The sequence below is a fragment of the Dyella sp. genome (genome assembly GCF_035486915.1).
Lineage (GTDB): Bacteria > Pseudomonadota > Gammaproteobacteria > Xanthomonadales > Rhodanobacteraceae > Dyella_B.
Window position 1 is genome coordinate 1 of sequence record NZ_DATHMR010000197.1, and the last position, 19,781, is coordinate 19,781.

The window sequence follows — 19,781 nt, forward strand, 5'->3', positions numbered from 1 at the left end:
TCGACTAGCGCGAGGCGACAGCGAGACGTGCGCGCACCGCGCGCTGCTCTGGCTCTTAAACCGGGGCCCCGTAGAGCGCGGCGAACGGGTGAAGGAAAGCCCGAAGGGTGGCTGGCATGGATGCCAGCCAGTTTTTCGCCAGCACAGGACGTGCTGTCGAAAAACCCCGTAACCCGTTCGCGCACCCGTAGGGCGCGCTCTCCGGGGTGTCCTTTCTTTTGGTTACTTTTCTTGACTCCGGGCATCCATGCCCTACGCCCTTCGGGCCAGCTTCGCTGTTCGCACACGCTCCTGCGTGTGCGCGGGCAAGCAAAGAAAAGTAACTCGGCCGCCGGCAGGCGGGCGAAACGCCCGCCGCGCAGGCGAGCAATCTGGCGACAACGCGAAACCCAACGACAAAGTCACTGGATGACCAGCTTCGCTGTTGTAAAACGCCTCCAGCCTTCGCTGGAATGACGAAATTGGGGCGGAGTCGCAAATCCGGCGATCACGCAAAAAAAATAAAAGAAAACCCCTAAAGTTCCCAAACCCGCCGCCGATACTCATCCTCAAGTCCTGCGCAAACCCGCGATGCAGCGCACCGCCGGACCGAGGAGCCCAGCGTGATCATCCAGCCAACTAGCGTCGCCGCACTGACCTGGCTCGGTGCCGCCGCCGGTGCCAGCTCAGAAGGCTGGCGCATCGGCAGCGTGCTGTCTGCGCGCCCCCTCGGCTTTAGCCAGGAAGGTCTCATGGTGATGCAAATCGGTAGCCTTACCGTTGCCGCCGAAGCGCCCGGTTCCAAACAACTCCCACAACAATTTCAGGTCCGTGTGCTGAGCCTGGGCGCACAGCCGCAGTTGGAAGTGATCGGCGGGATGGATACCCACCCGGACAACAGCGTCAACCAGGCGTTACGCGAACTTCTACCGCAACAGAACGGTTACGCGCCCCTGCTCGCGACGGTAAACACGCTGTCGCAATGGAGCGTCGTGCGCCAACTTCCGACTGACTTGCGTTCGGCGCTCGCCCTGCTCGAACACAGCATGAGCACGCCGGAAGAAGTTTCCACGCCGGAAGGCTTACGCATGGCGGTCAATCGCAGCGGTCTGTTCCTGGAATCGCAACTGGCACAGGCTCCCGCCACCGACGTAACGACGGCGCACGACGATATGAAAGGCGCGCTGTTGCGCCTGGTCGCGATTCTCAAAGGCCAGCCGTTGGCGAGCGAAGGCAACGATGTCGAAATCGATCCGCCGCTGCTCTATCGCGGCGTGATACCCCAAGGACGTTTTTACTTGCCGCCGGAGTTGGCTCAGACCAACGAGGCGACCGATTTTCTGCCACGTCTTTACACCGATGCACAAGCCGCGCTGGCGCGCCTGGAAGTCGCACAATTGCAAGCCACACCGGCACACTGGACGGTGGAAATCCCCGTGCAGGACGCCGACGGCGCAGACGTGTTGCAGCTGTTGCTCAAACAACAGCACTCCGAACAGGGTGAAAGCTGGACGTTCGGTTTTTCGCTGGATCTGCCGTCACTCGGACCCATCGTGGGCGAATTGCAATTGCGCGGCTTGCGACTCTCCGTTCGGTTGTGGACGCAGCATCGCGACACCGCCGACCGACTGGAAAGCGAATTTGAAAACTTCCGCACGCGGCTCAACGCGACGGGATTGTTCCTCGACCAGCTGAGCTGTCAGGTCGGGCTTCCCCACGCTGGCAACAGCGTCAGCGCGGTTTTTCTGAAGGCGACCGTATGAGCCCACCGCTGCTGCCATCGCCACAGCGCAAAGTCGTGCTTCGCCTGTCGGGCGGCGACAACGTTTCTTCGTCGCAACTGAATACCGGCAACATCGACAATCTTCTCAAGCACGCGCGCGCACTGGGCTTGCCGCTGCACGGCGATCCGCAGATCGCCGCCGTGCTTGCATCGTTGCGCATGAATGCCGATGTGCCGCCACTGCTTTATGCCGCGGCTGCAGCCATGCTTGCCGGCATCTACGACGCCGCGAAAAAGACGTAATGCCCGATCACGCGCGCTTGGCGTGAAGTCGCAGCATCAACTCCGCTTCGTTGCGCGATAGACCACAGCGCAACATCAGTTGATCCAGATCGCTGCCATCGCGCGCCATGAGTTGCGCGAGCTCATAGTTGTTCGTCGCAGCTTGCTGATTCGCGGACGCCGTCATCTGGATCGCACGAATCTCGACTGAACGCTTCGGCGCATCGGTTTTCTGCGTGCCCTGTTCGAGCTGATTCAGCCGGTGATCGATCTTATTCAGTGCGTTGACGATCATCAACGCAGGAATGCCGCCGGCCTCGCTTTCTTTCAGTGTCAGCACGCGCTGCAAACGACGACGCTGACCCCACAACAAGGACAGCGTGGCGATCTGAAGCACAACCAGCGCGATAACGATCGCTTCAAGCCACATGCTGCAACTCCTGTTTGAGGCGACAGAGGCGTAGTACATCAAGTAATGCTACAAAACCACCTTGCCAGCCCATGACGGCGTGAACCGGATCGTCGACACGACCGGAACGCGCAGGTGGCAGCTCGATGGTATTGACATCGGGCTGCAATAAATCGCCCACCGCATCCACGCGCAAACCAATGCGATGCGCATCGTGTGCGAACACCACGATGCGTGTCGACGCTGCATCCACCGGCGCATGCGTGTTGAGACCAAGACGGCGGCGACCATCCATCACCGGCACGATGTTGCCGCGCAGATGACAAATGCCCAGAAGATCCTCCGCAGCACCAGGCACCGGCGTCGGTTCGCTGTCGCGGATCACTTCGCTCACTTGGCTCAGCAGCACGGCGTAATGCTGGCCGTCCAGCTGAAAGGACAGCCAAGGCTCACGCGAAATCGCCTCGATGTTGGGAACCAGACTCATGTGCTGCCGTTATCCCTTGCTGTCGGGTGCCGCCAAATGCGGTGACGTATCGATGACCGGTGGCGTCACAATCGTCGCCACCGGCACTATGATTTTGGGAGCAGGAATCGTGCCAGCAGGAGTCGCGGGAGGCGCTGAAATGGCGGCTGCCGTCACAATCGGCGCAGCGGCTGTCGATGAGGCAGCCGGTGTGGACGTCGCGGCGGTTTCATCGTCGCTGCTGTCCGTTTCGGTATCGGCCGTCGTGTTGATTGCATCGCTGTTGGTATAGAAGCGGCGGGGGCCCGCCTTATCGCTCAACACGACTACCAACACGCGACGGTTTTTATTGCGGCCGTCTTCGCTTTCGTTGTCGGCAGCGGGGCGATACTGCCCCCAACCCACAATACCCAGGCGCTCCGGATCGACACCATGCTGGGAGAACAATCGGGCGACGCTCGCAGCACGCGCGGCCGATAGCTCCCAGTTCGAGGGGTAGGTGTTCGTATCAATCGGCACGTCGTCGGTATAACCCTCCACGCGCAGCGGATTGGCGAACGGCGCCAGAATGTCGCCCAGATTGGTCAGCACGCTGTTCGCCGAGGGCGACAACGTTGCCACACCGCTGGGAAACAGAATATCCGTGCGGATTTCGATCTCCAGCCAGTTCGGCGTACGTCGCACGACGACCAGATTCTTGTCGATCAATGGCTGCAGCGCATGTTCGACTTCACTACGAATGCGCTCAAGATTTTGCTGCTCTTCGGTGAGCTTTTCGTTGGCCTTGTCCGGTGTCTGCTGCGAGAGCGGCGCCGGCGTAATGTGTTCCTTGAGTTCTGGCAACAGGATCTGCGGCAACGGCGAGCGCGGAATCGGCACAGGTTTGTTGGTCGGCACCGGCGTGCTCGATTGCGGCGAGTTCGGTGTGATCGGCGTGATGACCGAACGCGAACCGTTGAACGCTGAGGAAATGGCCTGCGCCAGCGCGCGATACTTCGTTGTGTTGACGCTGGACATGGCATACAACACCACAAACAGCGCGAGCAGCAGCGTCAGCAAGTCTGCATAGGGAATGACCCACGCTTCGTGGTTGACGTGGTCCTCGTGTTTGTGACGCCGCCTCATACGAGGTAACCCTGCAGCTTGTTTTCGATCTGTCGCGGGTTATCGCCCTGGGCAATCGAGATCAGGCCTTCGATGAGAATTTCGCGCACTTGCGTCTGCTTGTTGATCAGCGACTTCAGACGCGCACCGATCGGCAGCAACAGCAAGTTGGCGAGACTGATGCCGTAAATGGTAGCGACGAATGCGGCCGCAATACCGTGACCGAGCTTGGCCGGATCGGTGAGATCGCGCATCACCGCCATCAGGCCGAGCACCGCACCGATGATGCCCATCGTCGGCGAATAGATGCCGCCCTGCTCGTAGACTTTGGCCGCGTGCAGATCGACCTGCTCGCGCGTTTCCACTTCCAGTTCCAGCACGCCGCGAATCGCTTCCGGTTCGCTGCCGTCCACCAGCAACTGTAAGCCTTTTTTGACGAAGGGATCTTCTTCGGCATCGATGTGCGGTTCGAGGCCAAGCAAACCCTGGCGACGCGAGATTTCGCTCCAGCCAATCACGCGGCTGATGAGATCGGACGGATGAACGACAGGTGGCCGGTACACCATCGTCAGCATGCCAATCGCACGCTTGAGCACCTTACCCTGCGTATGCAGCAGCAATGCGGCGATGGTGCCGATGAACACGATCACGAACGCAGCCGGGTTCCACAGGGCCGAAACATCGGTGCCTTTGAGGATGGCGCCAACAATCAACACCGCAAAGGCGAGGATCGTGCCGATGATGCTTACGATATCCATATCAGGCAGGCACCTTTAACGACGGAAGCAGCGGTCCACCCTCCTGCGACAGCGCAGCGAGATCCAGCACCAGCGCAAGACGGCCGTCACCGGTGACGGTGGCGCCAGCGACGCCGGGAATGCCTTCGAATAACGGACCCAACGGCTTGACCATGACGTCTTCGCGACCAAGCACTTCATGCACGAGACAACCCAGGTGCATGTGTCCGACGTGCAACACGACAACATGGCTCCCGCTCGATTCCTTCACACCCGCCCATGTACCGAGATCGCCAAGCACCAGCGCGCGACCACGATGCGCGGCAACGCGGCGGCCATCAAGCATGTGATCATGCTGCGGATTGAGTTCGAACACTTCGCTGACGTTGCCAAGCGGTAACGCAAACAAGCGATCGCCCGAGCGCACCATCAGCACGCGCAGGATCGCGAGCGTCAGCGGCACGGTGAGTTCCAGCGTGCTGCCATGTCCCAAGCGCGAATGCACTTGCAGCGTGCCGCCGAGTTCGGCGACGCGCGTCTTCACCACATCCATGCCGACGCCGCGGCCAGAGATATCGGAAATCTGCGCGGCGGTGCTGAAGCCGGGACGGAAAATCAGTTCGTAGCATTCGACTTCGGACAGGCGTGCTGCCTGCGTCGCATCGATGATGCCTTTTTCAATGGCCTTGCGGCGAAGCACTTCCGGGTCCATGCCGCGACCATCGTCGCTCACGGAAATCACGATGCGCTCGCCACGCTGGCTGGCTGAAAGCCTGACCTTGCCTTTGCGCGGCTTGCCTGCACGGTCTCGCCCGGCCGGGTCTTCCAGACCGTGATCGACGGCATTGCGCAGAAGATGAACCAGCGGATCGGCAAGCGCTTCGACCAGACTGCGATCGAGATTAGTGTCTTCGCCTTCCTGGATCAGCTCGATCTCTTTGCCGAGCTGACGCGCGAGATCGCGCACGATACGCGGAAAGCGCTGGAACAAGCGGCCCACCGGCTGCATGCGCATGCCGAGCACCGCGTTCTGCAAATCGTCGGAAACGCGATCCAGATCGCCTGCCATGTTCGACAAGGCCTCGTGTTCGCTGCGTGCTGCCAGACTCAGCAGACGATTGCGCAGCAACACCAGTTCGCCTGCGCGGCTGACCAGCGTATCCAGTCGTGCCGTGTCGACACGCACGGTATTTTCTGCTTGCGGCTTGGGCGCCGCCGCAGCGCGTGCCGGTTCGGCAGCTGCCGGCGCGGGTGCAGAAGCTACAGGTGTTGCCACACCCCCAGGCGCCGCGCCTTTGCCGTGCAGGTTATCCAGCAAGGCTTCGAATTCATCCTCGCCGATTTCATGGTTGTCCTTCGATGCCGATGGCAGCGCACCGGGTGCACCGCCCTGGCCGTAGAGATTGTCGAGCAGCGCTTCGAATTCGCTGTCGTCGATATGCGACGGTTCTTCGGTCTTGGGGTGGGCGCGCTGTTGATCGAGAATCGCCTCGAATTCGGCCTCGATCGGATCGATCGCCTTCGCCGGCTGCGCTGCTTTGGCGTGTGCCGGCGGGTGCAGACGATGCAGTAACGTTTCCGGCGGAGGCGCCATCGGCACGCTGCTGGCGAGCTGCTCCATCATCACGTTAAGCAGATCGAGTGTTTCCAGCAACGCATCCATATGCGTTGCATCCAGCACGACGCGCGCATTGCGTGCGTCGTTGAGCAACTCTTCCGCGCAATGGCACAGCTGCACCATCGGGTCGACGGCAAGAAATCCCGCGCCGCCCTTGACGGTGTGGAAGACGCGAAACACGGCATTGAGCAGCTCGCTGTCGTGCGGCGAACCTTCCAGCTCGATCAGCTGTTCATTGAGCCTTTGCAGCAGATCGCCCGCCTCGAGGAGGAAGGCATCGCGCAGCTCGATGTCCAGGTTCGCATCCATCCATACCTTCCAGTCAGAATCCGAATTCGCTCAGCAGACGATCGACTTCGTCCTGGCTGTTGACCTTCGCCACTTCCACCGGCGCTTCGCGACCGGCCAGTGCACCGGTGATGCGCACCAGTTCCAGCAGCGACGATTCGACGCTCTCGATGAAATTGACGACTTTCTTGACGCGCTGACCGGCGAGGTCCTGCCACGACTGCACCAGCACCATGTCGTTGAGACCATCCGTGCAGGTACTGGCGAACACCTGCGCCTGACGTGCCAGCACGGCGGCGGGGTCGGATTCGCCCTTGCTGAAATCGAGCACCGCGACAGCGTTGGCCGACAGCGCTTCGGCCTCCGGACGCATGCGATCGACGAAATCGAGACTGCGATGCGCGGCTTTGGCGCTCATATCCAGCACTTCGGCCAGATAGTTTCGGGCGTTGGTCATGCTGTCGGGCAGACCTTCGTTGGCGAGGTCGCTGCCAAGACGGCAGACCGCACCGTGCAGGTCGCGCGCCAGCACGCCGAGCGCGCGGAACATGTGCAGTTCGCGCTGGCGCACCATCACATCCAGCGCTTGCTCGAACGCAGCGCCATCGACGCTGTTGAGCAACGCCACGACTTCGGGCGGCAGGTTTTCGCCAACCACGGCGGATGTCGTTGCGTTCATGCGGAAGCTCCACTGGCGGCCAGGCGCTCAAAGATCTTGTCCAGCTTTTCCTTCAGCGTGACCGCGGTGAAAGGCTTGACGATGTAACCATTCACGCCGGCTTGTGCGGCGGCAATGATTTGCTCGCGATTGTTTTCCGCGGTGACCATCAACACCGGCAAGCCTTTGAGCTTGGGCTCGGCGCGAATCGCCTGGAGCAATTCGATGCCGGTCATGTTCGGCATGTTCCAGTCGGTCACGACCATGTCGAAAGGACTGGCCTTCAGCATGGTCATTGCGTTATGGCCGTCGTCGGCTTCCTGGATCATCGGGTTGCTGAAACCCAGCTCGACGAGCAGGTTGCGAACGATTCGCCGCATGGTGGAGAAGTCGTCTACCACCAAAATTTTCATGTTCTTGTCCAAACGCTTATCTCCGAAAAGCTGAACGATGGGGAGGAGTGAGACGGTGTTCGTTTTTTCCTTCTCCCTCCGGGAGAAGGTGCCCGCAGGGCGGTTGAGGGCGCGGTTGACGATGCGCGTTGACGCACTGGCCGTACCCTCCTCCCGCTTGCCGGCACCCTCTCCCGACGGGAGAGGGGTTAGCGATCAAGGTGTCGTTTCATCGTTATGTCGTTCGCTCCCCATGCATATCTCAGCTGTCGCGCCAGTCACCCATGCGTGCGCGCAGCCTTACCAATGCCTGACCATGGATCTGGCACACGCGCGATTCAGTCACGCCAAGCACCAGGCCAATTTCTTTCAAGTTCAATTCCTGCTCGTAGTACAGCGACATCACCAACTGCTCGCGCTTGGGCAACATGCTGATCGCTTCAGCGAGTGCTTCGCGCAAGCCATCCTTCTCGATGCTGTCCGACGGACCGAGCGATTCGTGGTCGGCCACGTCCAGTGCACTGCCTTCGCCGCCGTCGCCGTCATCGGGCGCGGTCAGGCTGAGCAGTCGTGCGCTGGTCGCGTCGGCGAGCACCTGGTGATATTCCTCGGCACTGATGCCGAGTCGTTTCATCACTTCGGCACTGTCCGCATCCGCACCGGTTTCGTTTTCGATCTGCCGCACCACTTCGGCCACTTCGCGAACCTTGCGATGCACCGAACGGGGCGTCCAATCGGTGCGGCGCAGTTCGTCGAGCATGGCGCCACGAATGCGGATACCCGCATACGTTTCGAAACTTGCTGCGCGATCGGTCGTAAAGTTTCGCGCCGCTTCCAACAAGCCGATCATTCCTGCCTGGACCAGATCTCCTACGTCTACGCTCGGTGGCAGCCGCCCCATCAGGTGGTAGGCAATACGCCGTACGAGCGGCGCGTGCCTGCGCACCAGTTGGTCCGCATCTTCGCGTTGCAGCTGCAGATATTCCGAAGCCACGTTCATATCACCACCCCGCAGCCGGTACGCTTTGGCCACTGAAAAAAGCAATGCGGCCGAGGTCCGGGTACGCGGGTTCTCCCCATGTATCGACCGCACCTGCCAATTGCTTGAATCCCAACGCTGCGCGACTGGATGGCCACAGATCGACCACCGCGCCCTGGCGGCGAATCGCCTGACGCAACCATTCGTCGTGCGGCACCATGCCCATGTAGTCGAGCGCGACATCGAGGAAGCGGCCGCATACGCGAGCGAGTTTTTCGTACAGTTTTTTCGCGTCGCCGGCCTGGCGAACCATGTTGGCCACGACGCGGAAGCGACGGACGCCGAAGTCGTGCGCGAGAATCTTGATCAATGCGTAGGCGTCGGTGAGCGAGGCCAGTTCGTCGCAGACCACGATGACCACGTCATCGGCCGCGGCGGCGAACATCGCAACATTGTCGGCCACGCCCGCGGACGTGTCGACAATTAGAAGTTCCGGCGGCTGGATCAATTCGTCGAAAGCGCGGATCACGGCAGCGTGTTCGCCGTTACCCATCTTCGCCAGCCGGCGCACACCCGAGCCACCCGGCACGACCTTCAAACCGTTCTGCGCCGTGAGGATCAAATCCTGCAGCGTGCATTGACCTTCCAGCAAATGACCGATGTGCCGCGTCGGCGAGAGGCCAAGGTGCACGTCGATATTGGCCACGCCCATGTCGGCGTCAAGCAACATTACATCTTTTCCCGCCATGGCCATGCTCATCGCAAGGTTCACAGCGACAGTTGTCTTGCCTACGCCGCCTTTGCCACCCGCCACTGCAATAGTGCGCGTGATGCGGCGTTTCTGCGGCACCCGGCGCAGGCTCGCGGCCTGGTGATAGATGTCGCGCTCTTCCCGTTGCGACGGCGTCGGGGAAGAAAAAAGATTTTGCAAGCCTGCTGCCTGATTCACTTGCATCGCCTCGCTCATAGTCCTGCCACTACCATGCCGAATTTATCGGCCATATCCAGATCGTCGCTGCCCGGCCCCAATCGGCGCTGCGCCTGCGCGGCACGGCACACGAGGGTGCGCGCGTCGGCGGCGCTGATGTCTTCGGGAACGCGCTGCCCATCCGTCGTGCAATCCAGCGGAATGCGGTGACGGATCAGCACGGAAAGCACACCGCCCAGGCTCGGCGCTTCGTCGAGCTTGGTGACGATGCATGCACTCAGCTGCAGCGGCAGATAAGCGCGCACCGATTCATCCAGCGCGGAGGCCTGTGCATTTGCCGCAAGCACCAGACAGGCGCGCAGCTTGGCGGTGCCGTGTGTACCTGCTTCGCGCAGCACATCCATCTGCTGTTGCAGACGAGGATCGTTGCCCGACACACCTGCCGTATCGACCAACACAGTGTGGTGATCGCGCAACAGATGCAGCGTCTGCGCCAGACCGGCTGCGTCGTACGCGGGATACACGCGCACACCGAGCAGACGGCCGTAATGTTCAAGCTGCGCGGCGGCACCGATGCGGTAATGATCGGTGCTGACCAGCGCGACCTTGCTCGGGCCGTGGTTCATCACCGCGCACGCAGCAAGCTTTGCAATCGTGGTCGTTTTGCCGACACCCGTGGGGCCCACCAGCGCGGTGACGCCTGCGCCTTCGGCAAGACGACGGCCGCTGACTTTCAAGCTGCGGCTCAACAAACCCAGCGGCAGATAGCGCGCCTGGTCGAGGTTGATTTCTTCGGGCAATTCGTCGATGAGCTGACGTGCGACGTCGGTATCGATGCCCAGGCGGCTCATGTCGCGCAGCACGCGGGCGCGCATCGGACTGCGGCGCTCCATGTCATTCCACGCCAGGCTGGATAGTTGCTGTTCGAGCAACTGACGCAGGCCGCCGAGTTCGTTGCGCATGCGCGCGGTTTCCAGCACGCTCTGTTCCACGATCGGTTGCAGCATCGCCACTTCGCTCGGCGGAACCGGCGGCGGCGGCGGTGTGGCAGTACGCACTTCCGCAGCGACTACGCGTGTTTCAGGTGCGGCGGCACGCGGTTCGCGCGCAATCTCTTTCAGGCGATCTTTCGCACTTTCCTTGATCGGTTCTTTTTTCGGCGCTTCTTTCTTCGGCGCTTCGGCAACAGCGGCCTTTGCTTCGGGCGCAGGAGTGGGAGCGCCGTGACGCGCAGCTTCGCGCATCAGCGATTCGTCGTAATCCACCGCAGCAATGATCTCGATGCCATCTTCAAGACGGCGCGTGGAGAGGATCACCGCATCGGCGCCCTGCTCCGCGCGAACGTCACGCATGGCCTGGCGCATATCGGAAGCCAGGAACCGTTTGATCTTCATGCTTCACTCCCGGCACGAGCCACGGATGTCGCGTGTGACTGCTCAGTTTTCACGCTGTGGTGTTTCATCCGTTGCTCCATGACTTGCGCGTTGCGTGTGCGGTGTTTGTGGTTGTCTTGTTCGTCGTTGCAGTGATGCGATGCTCAGCGCCCGATGGCTTGCACGAGTCGTACTCGGCGGTTGTCAGGCACTTCGTTGTAAGCCAACACATGCAGGTTCTGGGCCACGTGGCGCGTGAAGCGGGAGAGCCATGGACGCAACTGCGGCTGCACCAACATCACTGCCGGTTCACCGCTGACCTCCTGCCTGCGCGCCGCCTCGGCAACGCTCTGCTGCAGGCGGTCTGCAAGACCCGGCTCCACGGCGGCACCAGCGGCACCACTGCTTGAGAGGGATCCGAGCAAGATCTGTTCCAGCTCCGGCGCCAGCGTCAGAACGGGGATTTCCGTGCCCAACCCCGCGATTTCCTGGACGATCTGGCGGCCCAGGGCCACGCGCACATGGGCGGTCAGGGCGCCGGGATCCTGACTCTGGCCGGCGTGCTCCGCCAAAGACTCGACGATGGTCCGCATATTGCGGATCGGCACCCGCTCGGCCAGCAGGTTTTGCAGGACTTTGACCACCACACCCAGCGACAGGCGCTTGGGAACCAGGTCTTCCACCAGCTTGGGCGCGCTCTGGGCAAGACGGTCGAGCAACTGCTGCACGTCCTGGTGACCGAGCAGTTCGTGCGCGTGGTTCTGCAGGATGTGCGACAGATGCGTGGCGATAACCGTCGCCGGATCGACCACGGTGTAGCCCAACCCCTGCGCGTGATCGCGCTGGTTGTTCTCGATCCACACCGCTTCCAGTCCAAAGGCCGGATCGCGCGTGGCCACGCCTTGCACGGTGCCGTGCACGCGGCCGGGATTGATCGCTAGATGACGCTCGGTATAAACCTCCGCCTCGCCCATCGGCACGCCCATCAGTGAGATGCGATAGGTGTTGGGGCCAAGATCCAGGTTGTCGCGGATATGCACCGGCGCCACCAGGAAACCCAGCTCCTGCGACAACTTGCGGCGCACCGATTTGATGCGCGCCATCACTTCGCCGCCCTGATTCTTGTCGACCAGCGGAATCAGGCGATAACCCACTTCCAGGCCAATCGGATCGACGCTGGCGACGTCTTCCCAACCCAGTTCCAGACGTTCGGCCGCTGCCGGCGCCGGTAGCGCTTCGGTCGATGCCTGGGCCAGACGCTCTTTCGCTTCCTGTTCGCGCCGAATCATCATCCACGCCGCGCCACCGCAGGTGCTGGCGAGCAACAGGAATGCGATGTTCGGCATACCCGGAATCAGGCCCATCACCGCGAGTACGACACCGGCAACGGCCAGTGCGCGCGGCTGCGCGAACACCTGCCCGACCATCTGCTTGCCCATGTCCTGCGACTTGGACACGCGCGTGACGATCACGGCCGTTGCAATCGACAGCATCAGCGACGGCACCTGTGCAACCAGGCCATCACCGATGGTAAGCAGCGTGTAGGTGCGTGCCGCTTCCGCAGCGCTCAAGCCGTGCTGCAGCACGCCGACGAAAAAGCCGCCGACGATGTTGATCACCAGAATCAGAATACCCGCGGTGGCGTCGCCGCGAACGAACTTCGACGCACCGTCCATCGAGCCGTAGAAATCCGCTTCTTCGCGCACTTCCTGACGGCGCTCGCGCGCCTGCTCCTGCGTGAGGAGACCCGCGTTGAGATCGGCGTCGATCGCCATCTGCTTGCCGGGCATCGAATCCAAGGTGAAGCGCGCAGTCACTTCGGACACGCGCGTGGCACCCTTGGTGATCACCACAAAGTTGATGATCATCAAGATCGTGAACACCACCAGACCGACGGCAAAATTGCCGCCGATCACGAACTCGCCGAACGCTTCGATCACCTTGCCCGCCGCGCCGGGACCATCGTGGCCATGCAGCAGCACCACGCGCGTGGATGCGATATTGAGCGCCAGTCGCAACAACGTGGCCATCAGCACGACCGTCGGGAACGCGGCGAATTCCAGCGGCCGCATTACATAGACCACCGCCAGCAGAATCACCAGCGACAGCGCGATGTTGAAGCTGAAGAGGATATCCAGCACGAACGGCGGCATCGGCAGCATCAGCATCGCCAGCATCACCAGCATGGCGATAGGCGCACCGATACCGCGCCGGCTTACTGATTTGAAGGTATCCAGAGCGCTTGCTGTGGCCATGCTGTTCAATCCTGAGAATTACGGTTCGCGGTAGCGTCCCTGAAGTTCCGGATCGATATCCGGCTTCGGAACCGTCGGAGCCGGGCCACCATGCTGCGTGGCCTGCTTCAACTGATAGACATAGGCCAGGATCTGAGCGACCGCTACGTACAGCGCCGCCGGGATTTCTTGCCCAAGCTCAGTCGTTGCATACAAAGCGCGTGCCAACGGCGGCGCTTCGACCAGAGGAACGTTGTGGGCCGCTGCAACTAGGCGAATTTGCTGGGCAATTACGTCAACGCCCTTCGCCACCACGCGCGGCGCGCGCATGCGAGCGTCGTCATAACGTAACGCGACGGCAAAGTGCGTCGGGTTTACGACGATCACATCGGCCTTGGGCACTTCCTGGATCATGCGGCGCCGGGCGATCTGGATCTGCATCGAGCGGATGCGGCCCTTGAGCTGCGGACTGCCTTCCATGTCCTTGTGTTCGTCCTTCACTTCCTGCTTGGTCATGCGATTGCGGCGACCGTAATCGATACGCTGCCACACAGCATCCGCGCCGCCGATCAACGCAAGTACCACGGCAAACAGCATCGCAGCGTGCGCGACCAGTGTGAGTGACTGACCGACGCCCGCGTCGATCGATCCGCGTCCCGTCGCCATGACATCGGGTATGTCATGACGCACTAGCAACACCATCGCACAGCCGATAAACGCAACCTTGAGCAGCGACTTCGCCAGCTCGATCAGACCTTTGAGCGCAAAGAGCTTGCCAAAACCGGCGATGGGATCGAGCCGCTCGAACTTCGGTATCAGCGCTTCGGAGCTGAAGTTGAGACCCCCGATGGCGACAGTCGCGCCGATCGCGGCCATCAGCGTTGCCGCAAACACTGGCGTAAGGATGGCCAACACTTCGCGCAGCACCTGATAAAGCACACGCGACGGGAGGTGATCGCTGAACAACGCTTCGCGCGAATAGCTCAGCCCGAATGCGTAGATGTTGTGCATGTGCGCGTACATCTGCGAGCTGTTCGCCAGCAGTACCGAGGCGCCTGCCAGCACGACGAGCGCACCGGACAGATCGCGCGATCGGGGAACGTCGCCTTTTTCGCGCGCGTCCTGGAGTCGTTTGTCTGACGCTCGTTCGGTTTTATCTTCGTGTTCGGCACCCTCAGCCATGGGCTACACCCTGGCTGAGCGAAGCCCCTCTCCCGACCGAAGCCCCTCTCCCTTTGGGAGAGGGGTTGGGGTGAGGGTACGCACGAAGCGCGACGATGATGTCTCGCGCAAAACTCCCACCGCGCGCGCTGATCGCACCCTCACCCGCCTGCCGGCACCCTCTCCCGAAGGGAGAGGGATTCACTGAGCTGGATTGCGTAACAACTTGCCGCATCATCACATTCCCGCCAGATGCCGCATCAAAGTCCACCCTGCGGTTTGCAGGGAAGCATAAGCACTGGCGAGTCCACGCAGTGCCAGCCACAAGGCGATGAAACCCATGCAGAGGGTGATCGGAAAGCCGACCGAGAACAGATTCATCGACGGCGATGCACGGCTAGTCGCGGCAAAGCCGATATTCACCAGCAGCAACGCCGTCATCGCCGGCAATGCCACGCGCAACGCGCCGGAGAAAAGATCGCCACCCGCAGCAACCAACGCGAACAACGATTTCGTGTCCAGACCCGTCGCACCCGGCGGCAAGCTGCGAAAACTATCCGCCAACAACGAGATCACCTGCAGATGGCCATCCATCGCCAGAAACAACATCGAGACCAGTACAAGATAGAACTGACCGAGCACCGGCGAGCTGGTGTTGGTCATCGGGCTGACCAATTCGGCATAACCCAGACCCATCGCCTGCCCGATGAGAATGCCGCCGTAAGAAACCGCCTGAAAAATAAGCTGCAGCACAAAACCAATACTGGCGCCGATCAAAATCTGCGACACCATTGTCGCAACGCCAGTCGCACTGAAAAGATCCATCTGCGTGGGGGCGAGCGGCGACAACACCATCGTGATGACAACGAGCATCGCCACGCGAACGCGCGCGGGCATCACCGTTGCGCTGAAGATCGGCGCGACCATGCAGAATCCGCCCACGCGACCGAGCGCCCAGAGCATGCCGGACAGCCAATAAATCAGCGCCGACATTTCGATCGTCACTTGATCGCCCCCGGCAACCCCACAATGATGTCGTGCGTGAACTGTATGAGTGTGCGCAACATCCAAGGGCCAACGATCAGGCCCACCAGCGCCATCGCAAGCAACTTCGGAATGAAGCTCAACGTCATTTCATGAATCTGCGTGGCCGCCTGGATCACGCCCACCAGCAAACCGACAAGCAGCGCGGTCAACAGCAACGGTGCAGCCACCATCATCGCGACGTACAGCGTGTGCTGACCGAAAGTGATTACCCATTCCGGCGTCATGTATAGAAACTCCCCGCAAGCGTACCGATCAGCAACGACCAACCATCGACCATCACGAACAACATGATCTTGAACGGCAGCGAGATGATCGTTGGCGACACCATCGCCATACCCATCGACATCAGCACGCTCGCCACCACGAGATCGATGACAAGAAACGGAACAAACAACAAAAAGCCCATCTGGAATGCGGTCTTCAACTCGCTCGTTATGAACGCTGGCATGGCGACGCGGAACGGCACGTCTTCCTTGCTTGCATAGGGCTGATCTTTCGCCAGACGCGTGAAGAGCTGCAGATCCGCATCGCGCGTCTGATCGAGCATGAAGCGCTTGAACGGCGCAGCGGCGGCCGGAATCGCCTGATCTGCGCTCATCGTGTGATCCATGTAGGGCTTGACGCCATCCTGATACGCACGATTGAGTACCGGTGACATCACGAACATCGTGAGAAACAGCGCCAGCCCGAGCAACACCTGATTGGGCGGCGTGGATTGTGTGGCGAGTGCCTGACGCAGGAAACTCAGCACGATGATGATGCGCGTGAACGACGTCATCATCAGCAACACCGCCGGCAGCATGGTGAGCACTGTCATCAGTGCGACCACCTGCAGCGAGAGACTCCAGTTCTGGCCCGAGCCGGCGTTCTGCACCGTCAATACCGGGATACCCGCTGGCGACGATGAAATAGGGGCTATCGGCGCGATCGGCGACGACGAAGCGGATGTTGTCGTCGACGAGGTGTCTGCGGCATGTGCGCCAAACGGAAGCAGCGCCAGCATCAGCAGCAAAAATGCACGACGCACGAACTTGCCGATTACTCCAACGAATCCGTCATTCCAGCGAAAGCTGGACAAGCGCAAAGCGCGCAGAACGTCCAAAGGACGGCCCCGAAGGGGTGAGCGAAGCGAATCATCCATTGACTTTGACGTTTGTGCATCCAAAGAAAAGGCACTGGATTCCAGCTTTCGCTGGAATGACGAGCGTCGAGAGGGGCTATATACGGTGACTTTCATGACTTGCGCCCCAGGCGACTCAACAACTCTGCAAACGGTGGCGTAGCTACCGGTGCCGGCGCCTGTTCCGTCGCAACCGTCCCCTCATACACATGCAATGCACGCACACCACCCGCACCGACACCAACCAGCAGGCGCTTGCCATCGGCTTCGATCAACAGCACACGTTCGCGTGCGCTGATCGACATCGACTCCACGCAACGCAAGCGACGACCACCGATAAACTGACGCGATTGCAAGCGGCGCGTGATCCACCCCGCGGCGAAAATCAACGCGATAATGCCGCCCAGACTCAGCACCACACGAATCAATTCGCCGGTCACGTTGATATCGGGCACGCTCACCATCGGCGCGCGCGCCAGGATAGCTACGGCCATGTTCATCGCAGTTTGCGCACCCGCTCGGCCGGGCTGATCACGTCGGTCAGTCGGATACCGAACTTCTCGTTGATGACCACCACTTCGCCGTGCGCGACCAGCGTGCCGTTAACGAAGACATCCAGAGGTTCGCCTGCCGCGCGATCCAGCTCCACCACCGAACCCTGATTGAGTTGCAGCAAGTTGCGGATGCTGATGCGCGTGCGGCCGACTTCCATCGCGAGCGTCACCGGCACATCGAGAATCATGTCCAAGCTGACATCGGCGGAGTCGCCGCGGGCTTCGTTCAATGTATCGAACTCGAGGCGTTGTTCGGCGCTTTTCGCTGCGCCAGCTGTGAGTGCAGATTCAGTGCTCATAGGGATTTTTCTTGAGTGAGTTCGAGAGAAACACGCGGGGCGCGGCGGCCCGCCGCGGACTTGTAACGAATGGCGTAACGGCCGCTGGATTGACCGTATTGACCACGGAACACCGGAATGTCTTCGGCAAATACCGTGGTGACTTCCGGCAAAGTGATCGGGATTACATCGCCGATACGCAGGTAAAGGAATTCGCCGATGCTGATCTGGGTTTCCAGCAGCAGCGAGCTGATCTCCACTTCGGCGTCCATCACTTCTTCATGCAGGCAGGCGATCCAGCGGTCGTCGCGTTCCATGCGATCGCTTTGCACGCCGGCATCGAGCATCGTGCGAATCGGCTCGACCATCGAGTACGGCAAGGTGAGATGCACTTCACCGCCGCCACCATCCATTTCGATGCGAAAGCGCGAGACCACGACGGTTTCGGTCGGACTGACGATGTTGGCGAACTGCGGATTGATTTCCGAATTGAGGAATTCGAACTGGATATCCATGACCGGCGCCCAGGCTTCGGCCATCGACGCGAACACTTCCTTGAGAAGGATCTGGATCACGCGATTTTCGGTCGGCGTGAAGTCGCGGCCTTCGATGCGCGCGTGATAGCGGCCATCGCCACCGAAGAAGTTGTCGATCACGCTGAAGACGAGACGCGGCTCCATCACCGCGAGCCCCGTGCCGCGCAATGGCTTCATGCGGATGAGATTCAGATTGCTCGGCACAGCCAGACCGTGCACATACTCGTTGAACTTCATCATCTTCACGCCGAGGACGGATACTTCGCAGGTCTTGCGCAGTACGCCGAACAACGCCGTGCGGAAGAAGCGCGCAAAGCGATCGTTGATCATTTCGAGTGTCGGCAGACGGCCGCGAACGATGCGATCCTGCTGCGTGAAATCGAAATCGAGCACCGTGCCGGGCGGTGGCGGCAGGTCGCTTTCGGTTTCGATCTTGCCGTCGTCGACGCCGTTGAGCAGCGCGTCGATTTCTTCTTGCGAAAGCAGGTCGCTCATTGCGCGGTCCCCGTTACTGCATCACGAAGCTGGTGAAGTACAACGCGTCGACTTGAGCCGGCTTGCCGGTCTTGTCGGCGACGATCTTGCGCACGGCAGTCAGTGCCTGCGCCTGAAGCTTTTCTTTGCCGGCGGTGTCGCTCAAGCCCGCGTAGGTTTGCGCGCTGAACAACATCACCAGCGCATTGCGAATCACCGGATCGCTGTCTTTCATCGCCTGAATGGCGTCCGGGTCGTGCGTCATGACAGTTACGCCCACTTGCAGGTACCGCGTGGAATCCTGATCGGCGAAATTCACTACGAAAGCCGGATCGAGCGGCAGGAACAACTGGGCCTGTTTCGGTGCTTCGGCCTGCGTGGTCGACGCTTTCGCACCGTGCGAGTGCGTCAACGCGAAGCCGCCGCCGCCCAAAACCAGCACGGCGACCAACCCCATCACCATCCATTTCTTGCCACCTTTCTTCTGCGTAGGCGGGGCGGCGGGTACAACGTCCTCTGCAATGTCGGCGTTAGCCATGAGTGACCTCAGTTCCTGTGAATGACATGGCGCCACGAATCCAATGAAACGGGCTTTTCTGAAGAGGTTTTAGCAAGCGGCGTGCCATCCGCGGGAACCGCATAACGGCGCGGTTTCGCGTGGGAGGTTAGACGAGGATGGCGTTTTATTGACGCGTGACGGTTGGCAGGCGCGCGTGGGGTGTGGCGATTCCGTCAGGTGTGTTTTTTTTCACGGAAAGCACGAGGCTTGTTGACCAACGACACTCGTGAACCCGCCTCACCGTCATTCCGACGTAGGCCGGAATGACGAGCGAGGGTTAGGCGAACGCGTCGACCAGGCCGACCGCAACTCGTTGTAGCACTGACGAGGCAGTGTCTTCATTGGTGTCAGCCGTGCTGCCGGATGTTTGTGAAGACCCGTGCTGCTGCGACCCGCCAAACTGCTGCTGCCCATGCTGCCCCACCGTCGTATGCCCGAGCGACAAACCCTGCCCGCCCAGCATCTGGTTCAGCTGATCCAGACCTTGCTGCACGGCAGCCGTCGTATCCGGATGCTGCGTCGTAAACGCCACGTCGACGCGGCCATGCTCCACGCTCACTTTCACATCGAGCGGCCCGAGGTTTTCGGGATTCAATCGAATCTGTGCCTGCTTCACTTCCTGGCCGGACAGCCAGGTGACCTGCTGGCCAAGCTCTTTCGCGAAGCCGGATGAACCAACGGGCGCGTCGGTGGAGAGACTGTGCGACGTAGACGTGCTGGCTGCCGGTTGTGTGGCAACCGCTGTGGCATCTAACGCGCCGCGCAGCGATGCAAAATCCGGCGTGCTCTGGGTTGAATTGGTCGAAGGCGTCGCGTTGGCGATGCCCAATGCCGCATGACCTACCGTCATCGCGGTAGCAGCCAGCGCTTGTGTGCTGTCGG

Annotated in this window: 22 protein-coding genes; 2 read left to right on the plus strand and 20 right to left on the minus strand. The window is 60.9% G+C overall.

Translation table 11 applies throughout. The annotated features are described in order from the left end of the window. Nucleotides 1-602 precede the first annotated feature (602 nt). Nucleotides 603-1,742 carry a flagellar hook-length control protein FliK gene (locus VK725_RS16095; RefSeq protein WP_325319072.1) on the plus strand — a complete coding sequence of 380 codons (1,140 nt, stop codon included), beginning with the start codon at nucleotides 603-605 and terminating at the stop codon, nucleotides 1,740-1,742. Beyond that, nucleotides 1,739-2,005 carry a flagellar biosynthesis protein gene (locus tag VK725_RS16100; RefSeq protein ID WP_325319073.1) on the plus strand — a complete coding sequence of 89 codons (267 nt, stop codon included), beginning with the start codon at nucleotides 1,739-1,741 and terminating at the stop codon, nucleotides 2,003-2,005. The genes VK725_RS16095 and VK725_RS16100 overlap by 4 nt, the downstream gene beginning before the upstream one ends. A 7-nt stretch (nucleotides 2,006-2,012) precedes the next feature. Here VK725_RS16100 and VK725_RS16105 read toward each other — a convergent pair whose 3' ends face one another. From VK725_RS16105 to VK725_RS16200, 20 genes are all read right to left on the minus strand, one after another. Continuing rightward, nucleotides 2,013-2,414, minus strand: coding sequence for a DUF2802 domain-containing protein (locus VK725_RS16105; protein WP_325319074.1), 402 nt, complete (start codon nucleotides 2,412-2,414; stop codon nucleotides 2,013-2,015). Continuing rightward, on the minus strand, nucleotides 2,404-2,880 hold the full coding sequence (locus VK725_RS16110; protein WP_325319075.1) for a chemotaxis protein CheW: 477 nt from the start codon (nucleotides 2,878-2,880) through the stop codon (nucleotides 2,404-2,406). Before VK725_RS16110 ends, VK725_RS16105 begins: the two co-directional genes overlap by 11 nt. Nucleotides 2,881-2,889: 9 nt before the next feature. Then, a complete protein-coding gene (gene motD / locus VK725_RS16115) occupies nucleotides 2,890-3,984 on the minus strand; it encodes a flagellar motor protein MotD (protein WP_325319076.1) in 1,095 nt (364 codons plus the stop codon). Then, a complete protein-coding gene (locus tag VK725_RS16120; RefSeq protein WP_325319077.1) occupies nucleotides 3,981-4,721 on the minus strand; it encodes a flagellar motor protein in 741 nt (246 codons plus the stop codon). The genes motD and VK725_RS16120 overlap by 4 nt, the downstream gene beginning before the upstream one ends. A 1-nt stretch (nucleotide 4,722) precedes the next feature. Next, complete coding sequence (locus tag VK725_RS16125; RefSeq protein WP_325319078.1) at nucleotides 4,723-6,627, minus strand: chemotaxis protein CheA; 1,905 nt, start codon at nucleotides 6,625-6,627, stop codon at nucleotides 4,723-4,725. A gap of 13 nt (nucleotides 6,628-6,640) precedes the next feature. Then, nucleotides 6,641-7,285 (minus strand): protein phosphatase CheZ, encoded by a 645-nt coding sequence (locus tag VK725_RS16130; protein ID WP_325319079.1) that lies wholly within the window; start codon nucleotides 7,283-7,285, stop codon nucleotides 6,641-6,643. Then, nucleotides 7,282-7,689 (minus strand): chemotaxis response regulator CheY, encoded by a 408-nt coding sequence (gene cheY, locus VK725_RS16135; RefSeq protein ID WP_126674404.1) that lies wholly within the window; start codon nucleotides 7,687-7,689, stop codon nucleotides 7,282-7,284. The genes VK725_RS16130 and cheY overlap by 4 nt, the downstream gene beginning before the upstream one ends. A gap of 229 nt (nucleotides 7,690-7,918) precedes the next feature. Further along, entirely contained in the window at nucleotides 7,919-8,656 is a 738-nt protein-coding gene (locus VK725_RS16140; protein WP_325319080.1) for an RNA polymerase sigma factor FliA, read from the minus strand. A gap of 1 nt (nucleotide 8,657) precedes the next feature. After that, nucleotides 8,658-9,602 carry a MinD/ParA family ATP-binding protein gene (locus VK725_RS16145; RefSeq protein ID WP_325319081.1) on the minus strand — a complete coding sequence of 315 codons (945 nt, stop codon included), beginning with the start codon at nucleotides 9,600-9,602 and terminating at the stop codon, nucleotides 8,658-8,660. Continuing rightward, nucleotides 9,599-10,957, minus strand: a complete 1,359-nt coding sequence (gene flhF, locus VK725_RS16150) for a flagellar biosynthesis protein FlhF (RefSeq protein ID WP_325319082.1) — start codon at nucleotides 10,955-10,957, stop codon at nucleotides 9,599-9,601. The genes VK725_RS16145 and flhF overlap by 4 nt, the downstream gene beginning before the upstream one ends. A gap of 143 nt (nucleotides 10,958-11,100) precedes the next feature. Next, nucleotides 11,101-13,191 (minus strand): flagellar biosynthesis protein FlhA, encoded by a 2,091-nt coding sequence (gene flhA / locus VK725_RS16155; RefSeq protein WP_325319083.1) that lies wholly within the window; start codon nucleotides 13,189-13,191, stop codon nucleotides 11,101-11,103. An 18-nt stretch (nucleotides 13,192-13,209) separates the two neighbouring features. Next, on the minus strand, nucleotides 13,210-14,352 hold the full coding sequence (gene flhB, locus VK725_RS16160; protein WP_325319084.1) for a flagellar biosynthesis protein FlhB: 1,143 nt from the start codon (nucleotides 14,350-14,352) through the stop codon (nucleotides 13,210-13,212). Between the two features lie 216 nt (nucleotides 14,353-14,568). After that, the gene (gene fliR, locus VK725_RS16165) at nucleotides 14,569-15,336 is read right to left on the minus strand and encodes a flagellar biosynthetic protein FliR (RefSeq protein ID WP_325319085.1); all 768 of its coding nucleotides are present in this window, start codon (nucleotides 15,334-15,336) and stop codon (nucleotides 14,569-14,571) included. Next, nucleotides 15,333-15,602: a flagellar biosynthesis protein FliQ gene (gene fliQ / locus VK725_RS16170; RefSeq protein ID WP_325319086.1), complete on the minus strand. Its 270-nt coding sequence runs from the start codon at nucleotides 15,600-15,602 to the stop codon at nucleotides 15,333-15,335. Before fliQ ends, fliR begins: the two co-directional genes overlap by 4 nt. Next, nucleotides 15,599-16,480: a flagellar type III secretion system pore protein FliP gene (fliP, locus tag VK725_RS16175; RefSeq protein ID WP_414648523.1), complete on the minus strand. Its 882-nt coding sequence runs from the start codon at nucleotides 16,478-16,480 to the stop codon at nucleotides 15,599-15,601. Before fliP ends, fliQ begins: the two co-directional genes overlap by 4 nt. 131 nt (nucleotides 16,481-16,611) lie before the next feature. Continuing rightward, nucleotides 16,612-16,992, minus strand: a complete 381-nt coding sequence (fliO, locus tag VK725_RS16180) for a flagellar biosynthetic protein FliO (RefSeq protein ID WP_325319087.1) — start codon at nucleotides 16,990-16,992, stop codon at nucleotides 16,612-16,614. A 2-nt stretch (nucleotides 16,993-16,994) separates the two neighbouring features. Continuing rightward, entirely contained in the window at nucleotides 16,995-17,351 is a 357-nt protein-coding gene (fliN, locus tag VK725_RS16185; protein WP_325319088.1) for a flagellar motor switch protein FliN, read from the minus strand. After that, nucleotides 17,348-18,361, minus strand: a complete 1,014-nt coding sequence (gene fliM / locus VK725_RS16190; RefSeq protein WP_325319089.1) for a flagellar motor switch protein FliM — start codon at nucleotides 18,359-18,361, stop codon at nucleotides 17,348-17,350. The genes fliN and fliM overlap by 4 nt, the downstream gene beginning before the upstream one ends. 13 nt (nucleotides 18,362-18,374) lie before the next feature. Beyond that, entirely contained in the window at nucleotides 18,375-18,878 is a 504-nt protein-coding gene (locus VK725_RS16195; protein WP_325319090.1) for a flagellar basal body-associated FliL family protein, read from the minus strand. Nucleotides 18,879-19,176: 298 nt separating this feature from the next. Next, on the minus strand, nucleotides 19,177-19,781 hold a 605-nt coding region (locus tag VK725_RS16200), incomplete at its 5' end, for a flagellar hook-length control protein FliK (protein WP_325319091.1).